At 71.3% G+C, this 13,837-nt stretch carries 11 protein-coding genes; 4 read left to right on the top strand and 7 right to left on the bottom strand.

Annotated features, from left to right (window positions below; translation table 11 throughout):
• The first annotated feature begins 63 nt into the window (after positions 1 to 63).
• From WME73_RS04750 to WME73_RS04735, 4 genes are all read left to right on the top strand, one after another.
• Positions 64 to 1,530 (top strand): serine/threonine-protein kinase, encoded by a 1,467-nt coding sequence (locus WME73_RS04750; RefSeq protein ID WP_437914894.1) that lies wholly within the window; start codon positions 64 to 66, stop codon positions 1,528 to 1,530.
• The gene (locus tag WME73_RS04745; protein WP_437914893.1) at positions 1,530 to 2,171 is read left to right on the top strand and encodes a tetratricopeptide repeat protein; all 642 of its coding nucleotides are present in this window, start codon (positions 1,530 to 1,532) and stop codon (positions 2,169 to 2,171) included. The genes WME73_RS04750 and WME73_RS04745 overlap by 1 nt, the downstream gene beginning before the upstream one ends.
• Positions 2,172 to 2,536: 365 nt before the next feature.
• A complete protein-coding gene (locus WME73_RS04740) occupies positions 2,537 to 6,757 on the top strand; it encodes a protein kinase domain-containing protein (RefSeq protein WP_437914892.1) in 4,221 nt (1,406 codons plus the stop codon).
• Positions 6,758 to 6,762: 5 nt separating this feature from the next.
• Positions 6,763 to 7,809: a tetratricopeptide repeat protein gene (locus tag WME73_RS04735; protein WP_437744335.1), complete on the top strand. Its 1,047-nt coding sequence runs from the start codon at positions 6,763 to 6,765 to the stop codon at positions 7,807 to 7,809.
• 246 nt (positions 7,810 to 8,055) lie between these two features.
• Here WME73_RS04735 and rpsS read toward each other — a convergent pair whose 3' ends face one another.
• Genes rpsS through fusA form a run of 7 tightly spaced genes read right to left on the bottom strand, consistent with a single transcriptional unit; the run spans position 8,056 to position 13,773 of the window.
• Positions 8,056 to 8,352 (bottom strand): 30S ribosomal protein S19, encoded by a 297-nt coding sequence (gene rpsS, locus WME73_RS04730; RefSeq protein WP_437744334.1) that lies wholly within the window; start codon positions 8,350 to 8,352, stop codon positions 8,056 to 8,058.
• A 2-nt stretch (positions 8,353 to 8,354) separates the two neighbouring features.
• Positions 8,355 to 9,185, bottom strand: coding sequence for a 50S ribosomal protein L2 (gene rplB, locus WME73_RS04725; protein WP_437279857.1), 831 nt, complete (start codon positions 9,183 to 9,185; stop codon positions 8,355 to 8,357).
• Between the two features lie 2 nt (positions 9,186 to 9,187).
• Positions 9,188 to 9,484, bottom strand: coding sequence for a 50S ribosomal protein L23 (locus WME73_RS04720; protein ID WP_012233478.1), 297 nt, complete (start codon positions 9,482 to 9,484; stop codon positions 9,188 to 9,190).
• A gap of 15 nt (positions 9,485 to 9,499) precedes the next feature.
• Positions 9,500 to 10,123 (bottom strand): 50S ribosomal protein L4, encoded by a 624-nt coding sequence (rplD, locus tag WME73_RS04715; protein ID WP_437744333.1) that lies wholly within the window; start codon positions 10,121 to 10,123, stop codon positions 9,500 to 9,502.
• Between the two features lie 13 nt (positions 10,124 to 10,136).
• A complete protein-coding gene (gene rpsJ / locus WME73_RS04710; protein ID WP_272100105.1) occupies positions 10,137 to 10,448 on the bottom strand; it encodes a 30S ribosomal protein S10 in 312 nt (103 codons plus the stop codon).
• A gap of 10 nt (positions 10,449 to 10,458) precedes the next feature.
• Complete coding sequence (gene tuf, locus WME73_RS04705; RefSeq protein WP_012233037.1) at positions 10,459 to 11,649, bottom strand: elongation factor Tu; 1,191 nt, start codon at positions 11,647 to 11,649, stop codon at positions 10,459 to 10,461.
• Between the two features lie 9 nt (positions 11,650 to 11,658).
• Entirely contained in the window at positions 11,659 to 13,773 is a 2,115-nt protein-coding gene (gene fusA / locus WME73_RS04700) for an elongation factor G (RefSeq protein WP_437914891.1), read from the bottom strand.
• Positions 13,774 to 13,837 lie beyond the last annotated feature (64 nt).

Genomic DNA, 13,837 nt, shown 5'->3' with positions numbered 1-13,837 from the left:
CTTTCCGCTGTCGTTGCTCGATCGGCGTGAAGGCTTCTCACGCGCGATGGGCGAAGGGGGCACATGCTTCATGCCGGGGACGTTGCAGGAGGTCGCTTCCGGCTGATCCGGCAGATCGGCGCGGGTGGGATGTCGAGCGTGTGGTGGGCGCGCCATGAGCTCATCGGCCGGGACGTGGCGCTCAAGCTGTCCCCGGCGCTCCGGGACGAGCAGGTCGTCGGGCGCTTCATCCGGGAGGCGAAGATCATCGGCAAGTTCCAGCACCGGAACATCGTCGGCGTCGTCGACGCCGGCGAGCTCCAGGACGAGGGTTACCTGTTCCTGGCCCTGGAGCTCCTGCGGGGCTCGCCGTTCGCTGACCGCCTCCAGCCGAACCGGCCGCTGCCGCCCGAGGAGGTGGTGCCCGTCCTCATCGAGGTGTGCTGCGGGCTCTCGGCCGCTCACGCCGAGGGCGTCGTACACCGCGACATCAAGCCGGAGAACATCATGATGGCGACGGTCCCCGGCGAGGGGATCGTGCCGAAGATCGTCGACTTCGGCATCAGCCAGCTCACGGGCGCGGGCGACGCCATCACCATCGACGGGCAGCTGCTCGGGACGCCCTCGTACATGAGCCCGGAGCAGGTGCTCGGCAAGCGCACCATCGACGCGCGCGCCGATCTCTGGGCGGTCGGCGTCATGCTCTACGAGGCGCTCAGCGGCGCGCAGCCGTTCACGGGAGGCAACCACCACGCGGTCCTCCGGCGCATCCTCGAGACCGAGCCCGCGCCCCTGCCGAGCTCGATCCCGCCGCGCCTCCGGAAGATCGCCGGCCGGTGTCTCGAGAAGGACCCGGCGCGGCGCTACCCGGACGCGGCCTCGCTGCGCGCGGATCTCCAGGCCGCGCTCGACGATCTCGGCGCGAGCGCGCCCGCGCCGATCGTGGTCCTCTCGCCGCCGGCCGCAGGCTCGCGGCCCGGGGAGGTGACGCGAGCCCGCGGCGCGCTCGCCGCGCCCCCGAGGCTCGCCGTTCGCGCCCTCGATCGGCTCTGGACCCGGGTGCCGCGGGCGCCTCGATGGCGGGAGGCGACGACGATCGGGCGCACGCAGGGCGCCGCCGCCCCGCAGGGCGCCGCCGCCCCGCAGGGCGCCGCCGCCCCGCAGGGCGCGGCGCGCCGCGCGAGGACGATCCTGGCGATCCGGCTCGCGGGCGCCGCGGCGCTCGCGGCGGCGCTCAGCTCGGCCGCGCTGCGGGAGCAGGCGGACGCGGGGCCCGAGAGCGCGGCGCGCGAGAGCCTCCGCCCCGTGCTGGCCACGGCCTTCGCCGGCAGCGGCGCCGCCTGGCGGCGCGGCGCCAGCGCGCCCGAGGCGACGAGCGGCGACGCGCCGCCACGGAACACGGCGAGCCGCGGCGGCGCGCCGGGCTCGCCCGAGCGCGCCGCGAGGGACCCGGGCAGCGACGACGTCTCGTCGGCCTACGAGAACAAGCCCCCGCGCTGGCAAGCGCCGCGCGGGCCATCTCGACCCCGCATCACGAGCCCCGGGTTCTGATGACCAGCGCCGCACCGATCACCGCTCCTCGCCGACGCCGCTGGCGGCGCGCCGCTGCGCTCGGGCTCGTTTGCTGGGCGCTGCTCTCGCCCTCCTGGCTGCATGCGCAGGACGACAGCGCGACGCGCGCGCTGAGGCTCCAGTTCGCGCAGGGGCTGACGCTCGAGATCGCGGGGCGCTGGGCCGACGCGCTGGACAGGTTCGAGGCGATCGCCCGCCGGCGGCCGACGGCGAACGTGACGTACCACATCGGCCTCTGTCACGAGCGGCTCGGCCGGCTGCGCACGGCCGAGCGGACGTACCACAACGCGCGCGCGATCGCAGACGCGAACGCGCGGAAGGCGTCGCCGGGGGTGCTCGCCGAGATCGACGCGCGCCTCGAGGACCTCGAGGGACGGATGCCGAGGATCGTGCTGAACCTCGCCGGCGCGACCGACGGCGTGACCCTGCTGCTCGACGGCGAGGTGACGCAGCCGTCGCGGGCAATCCGGGTCGATCCGGGCCCCCACGTCGCCGTGGCGCTCCGGCACGGGATCCCCGTCGCCGCGAGCGCCTTCTCGAGCCACGAGCGCCGAACCAGGTTCGTGACGCTGACCGTTCACCCCAGTGCGCTCCGCGTGTCCAGCGTGTCGCGCCCCTGAGCTCGCTGACCTGGACGGCCCACACCGAGCTCCCCACACCCGGGCACCTGTGTGTGAACAGAGGGGCCCGCGCCCCTCGCTCCAGACATGATCGCGCAGCGGTGGCGCGCCTTCGAGGAGCGCCCTCGCCGCGCGGCCCTGCGCGGGCGTGTGCCCGGCCGCGCGCGCAGCGCCCACACGCCGGCGAGATCTCGCGAGCACGTGGCATTTCGCCGCACGCGCGGCGCTGGCCCGACCGTCCAGCGCCCGCTTGAATCCCATGCGAGGCCCACCTGACAGGGCGCTCCGGATAAGCCCAAACTCGCCGAGTCGTCGGCCGTGAACGCTGGATCCAGCTTCTGACGTCCTGATAGCATGCGAATCCCATGGCGCTCGACAGGCCGCCCGGTGCGGGCTCTGCTTCGCGACTCGGCAACTATGAGCTGCTGAGAGAGCTCTCCGGCGGCGGCATCGGCTCCACGTGGCTGGCGCGGGCGTCCTCCGACGAGGGCGAGGCGAAGAGCGCGCCGCCCGTCACGATCCTGCGCATCTACCGGCACCTCACGAAGAAGGCCGAGACCGCCGACAGCATCCTCCGCGAAGCCGGGATGGCGCAGCAGGTCCGCTTCCCCAACGTGCTCTCGGTGCTCGACGCCCGCATCGCGGACGGCGAGGTCTTCATCGTCTCGGAGTACGTGGAGGGCGAGCCGCTGGGCGCGCTGGTGTCGGCGGCCGGCGCCGAGGGGCTGCCGCCGCCGGTGTCCCTCCGGATCGCGATCGACGTGCTGCGCGCGCTCGCGTCCGCGCACACGGCGCAGCCGGCGCCGCTCGTTCACGGCGAGCTGAACCCGATCCACGTCTCCGTCGGCATCGACGGCGTCACCCGGGTCGGCGGGCTCGGCGTCGCGCGGGCCATCGCCGGGCTCGCGCCCATGGGGACGAGGAACCCCGATCGGCTGGCCTATGCCGCGCCCGAGCGGGTCAAGGCGATGGCAGCGCACGCGGAAGCCCCGCTCGATCCGCGCGCGGATCTCTTCTCGGTCGGCGTGGTCCTCTGGGAGCTGCTCGCGCGGCAGCGGCTGTTCTCGTCGAAGCTGGAGGCTGCGGTCATCCAGAAGGTGCAGTCGGCGCCGATCCCGCAGCTCGCGGGGCTCGCCGGGAGCGCCGTCCCGGCCGAGGTCGTCGATGTCGTCCAGGCGGCGCTCGAGCGCGATCCGGCGCGCCGCTTCGAGAGCGCCTCGGCGATGCTCGCGGCGCTGGAGGCCGCGGGAGCAGGGCGGATCGCCGGGGATGAGGACGTGGCCGCGGCGGTAAGCAGGCTGGCCGGCAAGACGATCGAGCCGCGCAGGACGATGATCGCGGCGGCCATGGCGAGCCCCGCTGGCGCGGACGATCCGCGGCCGCCGCCGCGCGCGCGGGGGATGACGCTGGTGGGCGTGGCGATCCCCGCGGCCGACGGCGCGCTCTCCCCCCGCGGCGACAGCCCGCGCCAGGCGATCACCGCGCCGTCGCCGCGCGCGCGCGCGAACCCTGCGACGCCTGGCGCGCCGCCGGTGGCCGCGGGCGGCGCGATCGCCGCGAGCCAGGTTCGCCCGACGAGCGGCGCGACGGCGACGAAGGACGCCGCCGCGCCAAAGAACGGCCTTGGGGCCAAGCCAGCGGCCGGCGCAGGCGCGTCGAACGGCGCGGGACCTGCGGGCACCGACGCGGCGCACGCCAGCGTCGACGCCGGGTGGGGCTCGGTGGACGAGGTCCCCGCCCGCGACCTGCCCGGGCCGCGGCGTCCCGCGCAGACCCTTCCGCGGATCGAGCTGTCGGGCCAGGGGACCGAGGAGCGCGCCGCCGCCGGGGCGAGCACCGAGCGCGCCGCAGCGACGGGGGCGGCCACGGCGAAGGAGCAGCCGCCCGCGCGGCCCGCCGCGCCGCGCCCGGGCGATCTGGGCGACCCCCTCGTGGCGGCGCGGGCGACGCCGACACCGGCCGAAGGGACGGCGCCGAAGCCGGCCCCGGGAGGGCCGGCCCCGAGGCCACCTCGCCCGCCGCCGCCGGCTCGCGCGGCGTCGCCGGCGCAGCCCGAGACGCACGGCAAGATCGCCGCTGCAGCGCCTGCCGCCGTCGTGCCAGCGCTCACGCCGAGCCCTCCGACGCCTCGGGTACCTGTGCCGCCGCCGGCCGCTGCGACGCGCCGCACGCCCGTGGTGCCCGCCGTGACGCCGGCGCCACGCGCGGCCGCCACGCCCGCGCCGCCGCTGGCGACGGCCACGAGCCGCGCGCCGGCGACACCGTCAGCGCCCCTCCCGCCGGCTGCGCCCGCGTCGGCCGAGCCCTCTCAGCCGCTGCCCCCCGTCGCGCCCGCATCGGCCACCGCGCCTGCCATCCCTGTCGCAGCGAAGACCCCGCCGCCCCCGCCGGCGGCGGCCGCGCCTCCGGGGGGGGCGCATGCGGTGGCTGCGACGCAGGAGGGCGCGCGCGGCAACGGTCCGGCATCGACCTCCAGCAGGACGGTCGCCACGCCGACCGGGATGCAGGGCCCGAACAAGCTCTGGGGTCGCGCGGCGTCGGCCGTGGACCAGCTGGGCCCGGGGAGCACCCTCGGCCGCTACGAGATCCTCATGCCGGTCGCCAAGGGCGGGATGGCGGCCGTCTGGGCCGCGCGCCTCCAGGGCACCCGCGGCTTCAGGAAGATCGTCGCCATCAAGACGATGCTGCCCGACGTCTCCGACGACCCCGACTTCGAGTCGATGTTCCTCGACGAGGCGCGGGTCGCGGCGCGGATCCGGCACCCCAACGTGGTCGAGATCCTCGACCTCGGCGAGGAGGACGACGTCCTCTACATCGTGATGGAGTGGGTCGACGGCGAGACGGCCGGCACGCTGCAGAAGGCCGCGAAGCGGCTCGGGGGCATCCCGCAGCGGATCGTGCTCCGCATCGCCTCGCAGATCTGCGCGGGGCTTCACAACGCGCACGAGCTCCGCGACGACAGCGGCGTGCTGCTCGACCTCGTCCACCGAGACATCTCGCCGGCGAACGTGCTCATCTCGACCGCCGGGTTCGTGAAGATCGTCGACTTCGGCGTGGCGAAGTCGAAGGGGCGCCTGCACGTCACGCGCGCTGGCGGCATCGTCAAGGGGAAGACGCCGTACCTCTCGCCGGAGCAGCTCGGCGGGCTCCCCATCGATCGCCGGAGCGACATCTTCTCGCTCGGCGCGCTGCTGTACGTGCTCACGACGGGGCTGCACCCCTTCCGCGCCGAGACCGAGCTCGCGACCATCGAGAACATCACCATCAAGAACCCGCTCCCCCCGCGCGAGCTGAACGGAGCGATCCACCCCGAGCTCGACAGGATCATCCTCAAGGCGCTCGAGAAGGACCCCGAGAGCCGCTTCTCGACGTGCGCGGAGATGCAGCGGGCCATCGATCAGGTCGCGTCGACGCTCGGCGAGCCCACGACCGACGAGGACGTGGCGGCCTTCGTGCGGCAGGCGATCGGCGAGATCCAGTCGAAGCGCGCGCAGGAGCTACGCGACGCGATCGCGGCCGTCGACGCAGGCGCGGCCGTGAACTCGGAGCGTCGGCCCGGGGCCTCTCTGGAGGGCCACGCTGCGCTGGCGGACGTCGGCGCGGGCTCGCGCGAGGGCGCTCCCGCCGCCGCGGCGGGGTCTCCCCCTGCGCCAGCGGCGCCAGCCGGCGCCGGCCCGGCGTCCAGCAGAGGGGCCGCGTCACCGACCGCGGAGAAGGACGAGGAGCCGCCGGTCAGCCTGGAGCCGATCTCGTTCGAAGAGATCGCCGTGCCGGCGCAGCCTGCCGGGGTGCCGCCGCGGCTCATCATCGCGCCCGCCCTGCAGGCCGACGTCGCGCCCGGCGAGCCGGCCGAGCCGGTGAGCCCGCGGCCCGCCGCCCGCGAGGGCAAGCCGCTCGGCCCGTCCGCCAAGCGGATCCTCCCGGCGGCCGGCGTGCCCGCCACGAAGGTGCTCGCCGCGGCGGATCCGCCCGCGTCCCGGGCCGCGGCGCTCAGCGAACGCCTCGCGAGGCGCGGCTCGCGGAGCCTCGCCAACGACGTCGGCGAGGTCACGGCGGTCGACCGATCGTTCGAGACCGGGGAGCGGCGCAAGCGGCTCCAGCTGATCGTGGCTGGCGCGGCGATGTTCTGCGTGGCGCTCGGGGCCGTCGCGCTGGTCGTGCGCGGCGGCGACGAGCGCTCGCGTCCGGAGATCGGCAAGGCGCGCGTCGATGCGTTGCCCGCGGCCGCGGCGGCCGACACCACCGCCACCGCGGCTGCAGCGGAGGCCGTCCCGGCTGCGCCCGTTTCGCCGGCGGAGCCTCAGGCGGCGGAGCCGGCGTCGCCGCCCGCTCCCGAGGCGTCGTCGACGCCTCCCGAGGCGGCGCCAGCGCCCTCGCCGACGCCTCCCGCGGCGGAGCCGGCGCCTTCGCAGACGGCCAAGGCGCCCGCGGCAGCGACGGCGCAGCCCATCGCCGCGCCGCAGGCGTCGCGCCCACCGTCGACCGCGCGCCCCCGGACGACGTCCACGCCGGCGAAGCCTGCGCCCAAGCCGGCAACGACCGGCAAACCCACCCCCAAGAAGAAGTACAACCCATCGGGTATCTGAACACCGTGCGATCTCGACCCTGGCTCCGTGCGCTGCTCTTCGGTGCGGCATCTTGCCTGTGCTTGTGCACGCTCCCCGGGCCCGCAGCCGGCGCGGACGGCGCCGCGGCGACGCCCGCGCCTGACGCGGTGGAGAAGGCGCAGAACCACTTCAAGAAGGGCGCTGCCCTCTACGAGAGCAAGCGCCACGCGCTTGCGCTGGAGCAGTTCCGGGCCTCGTACGCCACCGTGCCGAGCCCGAACTCCCGCCTCTACATCGCGCGCTGCCTCGCGGATCTGGGCGATCACGTCGAGGCGTACCTCGAGTTCGATCAGGTCGCGGCGGAGGCCGCGTCCCGGGCGAAGGACGAGCCGCGCTATGCCCAGACGGAGCAGACGGCGCAGCTGGAGCGCGACGAGCTCGCGCGCAAGATCGCCCTCGTCACGGTCACGGTCGCGCACCCGGATGCGGCGACCTCGCTCGCGGTGGCCGGCAAGGACGTCCCGCGCGAGCGGTGGGGCAAGCCGTTCCCGGTCAAGCCCGGCAAGACCGAGATCGTCCTGCGCACCAAGCTCACCTCGACGCCGCAGACCGTCGATCTCTCGGCGGGCGAAGCGAAGACCGTCGCGCTCGACGCCGAGCCGAGCGGCCCGACCGAGGCCGGCTCCGGCGCTCCGGCGCTCCTCGACGAGGGCCCGAGCCCGCCCTTCTCGGAAGCGCCCTCGCCGCGTGCGTACCTGCGGCCTTACGCCTACGCCGCCGGCGGCGTGGGGGTTGCGGGGCTCGCGATGTTCACCGTCGCCGGGCTGATGGCGAACAGCAGCTACAGCGATCTCACCGAGACCTGCGGGGGCCCCTGCCCCGCCGATCGCCAGGACGACATCGACGCCGGCAAGACCCAGAAGACGGCCGCGAACATCGGCGTCGTGGTCGGCGCGCTCGGGCTCGTCACGGGCACGACCCTGCTCATCCTGAGCTTCACCGGAGGTGGCGCTGGCGGCTCGCAGAGCGCCACCGCCTCGACGCAGCTGCTCGTCGGCCCCAGCTTCGCCGGTCTACGCGGCACCTTCTAGGCGCGGGGCTCACCCGCTGCGGATACGGGCCCATCTCGGCGTTTTCGGTGCTCGGCGTACGTGAGTACGCCTGCGCGCCGAAAACGCCGATCTGGACCCGTCTCCTGTGCGGGTGAGCCCCGCGCGGCGACGGAGACGCCCGTGCTGGCGGCGCTCAGATCGTAGCCACTCAAAAAAAAACGGGCAGGGCCGCTGCTGCGACCCTGCCCGCTTCATGTCGATGCGCTCGCGGTTGACGCGGAGCGATCAGCGACCGCCCGGGCCCTTGGAGACCTTGGACTTCTTGTCCCCGGAGTGGCCGTGGAACGTGCGCGTCGGGGCGAACTCACCCAGCTTGTGGCCGACCATGTTCTCCGTCACGAACACGGGAACGAACTTCCTCCCGTTGTGCACGGCGAAGGTCAGGCCGACCGACTCCGGCAGGATCGTCGAGCGGCGCGACCACGTCTTGATCACCTTCTTGGCATTGGTCGCCTGGGCCGCCTGGATCTTCTCCAGCAGGTGACCGTCAATGAAGGGCCCTTTCTTGATGCTCCTCGGCATGACTAACCCTTGGTCCCGCGCCGCCGGACGATCATCCCGTCGGTGCGCTTGTTGTTCCGCGTCTTGAGGCCCTTCGAGAGCTGACCCCACGGCGAGCACGGATGGCGCCCGCCGCTCGTCCGGCCCTCACCACCGCCCATCGGATGATCGACGGGGTTCATCGTGACACCGCGGTTGTGCGGCCGGCGCCCGAGCCAGCGCGAGCGCCCCGCCTTGCCGAGGCTGATGTTCGCGTGCTCGGAGTTCGACACCTGCCCGATCGTGGCGCGGCAATCGAGGTGCACCTTGCGGATCTCACCGCTCGGGAGGCGGACCTGCGCATAGTCGCCGTCCTTCGCCATGAGCTGCGCAGCCACGCCGGCCGAGCGCACGAGCTGACCGCCCTTGCCCTTCTTGACCTCGACGTTGTGAATCGAGGTGCCGGGCGGGATGAAGCGGAGCGTCAGGCTGTTGCCAGGCTTGATGTCCGCGTTCCGGCTCGCGAGCAGCGTCGCCCCCACCGCGAGGCCGTCGGGCGCCAGGATGTAGCGCTTCTCGCCGTCCACGTAGTGCAGGAGCGCGATGCGCGCCGTCCGGTTCGGGTCGTACTCGATCGCGGCGACCTTCGCCGGGACGCCGATCTTGTCGCGCCGGAAATCGATGATCCGGTAGCGCTGCTTGTGACCACCGCCGCGGAACCGCGACGTGATCCGGCCGTTGTTGTTCCGGCCGCCGGTGGACGTCTGCTGCTCCAGCAGCGACCGCTCGGGCTCGACCTTCGTGATCTCCTTGAAGTCGCTGACCGAGTAGTAACGCCGCGCCGGCGAGGTCGGCTTGAAGGATCTGATTCCCATCGCTATTCCGCCTTCTCGTCGAAGAACTGGATCTCGTCACCCTCCTTGAGGGTGACGATCGCCTTCTTCCAATTGCGCAGCTTCGCGTAGCCGCGCCCCATGCGCTTGTCCTTGCCGCGCATGATCAGCGTGTTGACGTCCACGACGCCCACCTTGAAGAGCGTCTGGATGGCGTCCTTGATCTGGATCTTGTTCGCCTCGCGGCGGACCTCAAAGATGACCTTGTTGCCTTGGTCGCGGAGCCGGCTCGACTTCTCCGTGAGGATGATTGGCCGGCGGATGATCTGCTCGGGCTGCATGTCGGACTCCCCTGACTAGCGAAGGCAACGCGCCTCGAGCGCCTTGGCGGCGTCCCTCGAGACGATGAGGTGGTCGTGCCTGAGGAGGTCGTAGACGTTGACCCCTTCCGGCGGCAGGTACTGGTGGTTCTCCAGGTTGCGGAGGCTCTTCACCAGCTTCTCGTTGCCGGCCGTGTCGACGACCAGCGACTTCCGATCCGCCTGCAGCGTCGTCAGCGTGGCAGAGATCGCCTTGGTCTTGATCTCGGAGACCTCCAGGCTGTCGAGCACGATGAGCCGCCCCTCCTTCGCGAAGAGGGAGAGCGCGCTCTTCAGCGCGCCGATCCGCACCTTGCGGGGCGGACGGTACGACCAGTCCTTCGGCTCCAGGGCGTGCGCCATGCCGCCGCCCGCGTGGTGCGGCGCGCGGATCGAGCCCTGGCGAGCGCGGCCGGTGCCCTTCTGGCGATAGAGCTTCTTCGTGGAGCCGGCGACCGCGCTCCGCTCCTTGGTGGCCTTGGTGCCCGAGCGGCGAGACGCGAGCTGCGCCTTCACGACCTCGTAGAAGAGGTGCTCCTTCACCTCGGTCCCGAAGACCTCGTCCGAGAGGTCGAGTTCGCCGACCTGCTCCCGCTTGAGGTTGTAAACGGTAACCTTCATGGTACCTGGACTCCTAGCTCTTGATCTCAACGTCGACGCCGGCCGAGAGGTCGAGCTTCATCAGCGCGTCGAGGGTCTGCTGTGTCGGCTCGATGATGTCGAGAAGCCGCTTGTGCGTCCGGATCTCGAACTGCTCGCGCGACTTCTTGTCGACGTGGGGCCCCCGCAGGACCGTGTAACGGCGGATCTCGGTGGGCAGCGGGATAGGACCCGCGACGTGCGCCCCGGTCCGCTTCGCCGTCTCGACGATGTCGCTCGTCGACTTATCGAGCAGCTGGTGGTCGAAGGCCTTGAGGCGAATCCGGATCTTGGTTGTATCAGGCATGGTGCTCTTCCTACGCGAGGATCTTGGTGACGACGCCGGCGCCCACCGTCTTGCCGCCCTCGCGGATGGCGAAGCGCATCTGCTCCTCCAGCGCGACCGGGGCGATGAGCTCGATCGTCATCGTGATGTTGTCGCCCGGCATCACCATCTTCACCCCCTCGGGGAGGTTCACCGTGCCGGTCACGTCCGTCGTCCGGATGTAGAACTGCGGCCGGTAGTTGGTGAAGAACGGCGTGTGGCGCCCGCCCTCCTCCTTCTTGAGGACGTACACCTCACCGGTGAACTTCGTGTGCGGCGTGATCGACCCGGGCTTCGCCAGCACCTGGCCGCGCTCGATCTCTTCCTTCTCCACGCCGCGGAGCAGACACCCGACGTTGTCGCCCGCCTGCCCCTGATCGAGCAGCTTGCGGAACATCTCGACGCCGGTCACGACCGACTTCTTCGTGTCCTTGAAGCCGATGATCTGCACCTCGTCGCCGACCTTGATCACGCCGCGCTCGATGCGGCCCGTGGCCACCGTGCCGCGGCCCTTGATCGAGAACACGTCCTCGATCGCCATCAGGAACGGCTTGTCGATGTCGCGCACCGGCTCGGGGATGTAGCTGTCCAGCGCGCTGAGGAGCTGCTGGATCGTCTCCTCCCACTTCGGGTCACCCTGCAGCGCGGGCAGCGACGCGCCACGGACCACCGGCGCGTTGTCCCCGTCGAACTTGTACTTCGACAGGAGCTCGCGGACCTCCATCTCGACCAGGTCGAGCATCTCCGGGTCGTCCACCGCGTCGCACTTGTTGAGGAACACGACGATGTGGTTCAGGCCGACCTGCCGGGCGAGCAGCACGTGCTCGCGCGTCTGCGGCATCACGCTGTCGAGCGACGACACGACGAGGATCGCCCCGTCCATCTGCGCCGCGCCGGTGATCATGTTCTTGATGTAGTCGGCGTGCCCGGGGCAGTCGACGTGTGCGTAGTGGCGGTTGGCCGACTCGTACTCGACGTGCGCCGCCGCGATGGTCACCGTCTTGGTCTCGTCACGGACCGTCCCGCCCTTCGCGATGTCGGCGTACGAGATCGCCTTCGCCAGGTTGCGCTTCGACTGCACCTTGACGAGCGCCGCCGTGAGCGTGGTCTTGCCGTGGTCGATGTGACCGATGGTGCCCACGTTCACGTGCGGCTTCGTACGAGTGAATTTCTCCTTGGCCATGGCGTCTTTTTAACCTCGCTGCTTGGCGACGATCTCTTCCTGGATCGCTGCTGGAACCGGTGCGTAATGAGAAAACTGCATCGAATGGGTCGCGCGGCCTTGCGTCTTGGAACGGACGTCGGTCGCGTAACCGAACATGGTGGCGAGCGGGACCTCCGCGCGGATCACCCGGGTGTTCGCGCGCTGCCCCATATCGAGGATGCGGCCGCGCCGCGAGTTGAGGTCTCCGATGACGTCCCCGAGGTAGTTCTCGGGCGACACGACCTCGACGGCCATCATCGGCTCCAGGAGCACGAGCCCCGCCTTCTTGGCGCCGTCCTGGAAGGCCATCGACGCGGCGACCTCGAACGCGGGCCCGGAGGAGTCGACCTCGTGGTAGCTGCCGAAGTGGAGCCGCACCTTGATGTCGACGACGGGGTAGCCCGCGAGCACGCCGCGGCCCATCGCGTCCCGGATGCCCTTCTCGATCGAGGGGATGAACTCCTTCGGGATGATGCCGCCGACGATGTCGTTCTCGAACACGAAGCCCGCGCCGCGCTCCGCCGGCTCGATGTCGATCCTCACGTGACCGAACTGGCCGTGTCCGCCCGACTGCCGGACGAAGCGCCCCTCCACGTCGGTCGCCTTCTTCGAGATGGTCTCGCGGTAGGCGACCTCGGGCTTGCCGACGTTGGCGTCGACCTTGAACTCGCGCTTCAGGCGGTCGACGATGATCTCGAGGTGAAGCTCGCCCATCCCGGCGATGATCGTCTGGCCCGTGTCCTCGTTCGTGTACGTGCGGAACGAGGGGTCCTCGTAGGCGAGCTTCTGCAGGCTGAGCCCGAGCTTGTCGAGATCGACCTTGGTCTTCGGCTCGATGGCGATCGAGATCACCGGGTCGGGGAACTCCATCCGCTCCAGCACGATCGGGTGCTTCTCATCGCAGAGCGTGTCCCCGGTGCGGGTGTCGCGCAGCCCGACGGCAGCGTAGATGTTGCCCGCGTAGCAGACGTCGATCTCCTCGCGCTTGTTCGCGTGCATGCGGAGGATGCGCCCGAAGCGCTCCCGCTTGCCACGCGTCGAGTTGAGCACGCTGACCCCGCTCTTCGTCGTCCCGGAGTAGACGCGGAAGAAGGTGAGGTTGCCGAACTGGTCATTCATGATCTTGAACGCCAGCGCCGAGAACGGCTCGTCGTCGCCCGCCTTGCGCGAGACGATCTTGTCCTTCTTGTCGGGCAGCGTCCCCTCGACGGCCGGGATCTCGACCGGCGACGGCAGGTAGTTCACCACGCTGTCGAGCAGGAGCTGGACCCCCTTGTTCTTGAACGCCGAGCCGCACAGGACCGGGACGATCTTGAAGCCGAGGGTGCCCGCGCGGATGGCCGCGTGGATCTCCTGCTCGGTGATCTGGTCGATCTCACCGGCGATGAACTTCTCCATCACCTTGTCGCTCGCGTCGGCACACGCCTCGATGAGCTTCTCGCGGAGCTCCTTGCACCGCGGCAGGAGGTCGGCCGGGATCTCCTGCCAGTCGTACCGCTGGCCCTTCGTCTCCTCGTCGAACACGGCGGCCCGGAGGGTCACGAGGTCGATCACGCCGCGGAACGAGTCCTCCGCGCCGAGCGGGTAGTGGATCGCCACCGGGTTCGCGCCGAGGCGCTCGCGGATGGAGTCGACGCACATGTCGAAGTCGGCGCCGACCTTGTCCATCTTGTTGATGAACGCGATGCGCGGGACGCCGTACTTGTCCGCCTGCCGCCACACCGTCTCGCTCTGCGGCTCGACGCCGTTGCCGCCGTCGAACACCGCCACCGCGCCGTCGAGCACGCGGAGGCTCCGCTCGACCTCGATGGTGAAGTCGACGTGACCGGGCGTGTCGATGATGTTGATCCGGTGAGAGACGCCCTTCTCGGGGCCCTGCTCCGGCGCCCAGAAGCAGTTCGTCGCGGCGGACGTGATGGTGATGCCGCGCTCCTGCTCCTGGACCATCCAGTCCATCGTGGCTGCGCCCTCGTGGACCTCGCCGATCTTGTAGTTGACACCCGAGTAATAAAGGATGCGCTCCGTGACCGTGGTCTTGCCCGCATCGATGTGGGCCATGATCCCGATGTTGCGCGTCCGTTCCAGGCTGTACTCGCGTGCCACTTTTCCTTCTCCGTCGTGTGATGCGTGGGGTGAGGGTTCCGGACTCAGGATGCAAAACACCCTC

This window comes from Sorangium sp. So ce302 (genome assembly GCF_051530145.1).
GTDB classification, from domain to species: domain Bacteria; phylum Myxococcota_A; class Polyangia; order Polyangiales; family Polyangiaceae; genus Sorangium; species Sorangium cellulosum_B.
The sequence above is the reverse complement of the archived record's forward strand: the minus strand, read 5'-3'. Positions and strand labels throughout refer to the sequence as shown.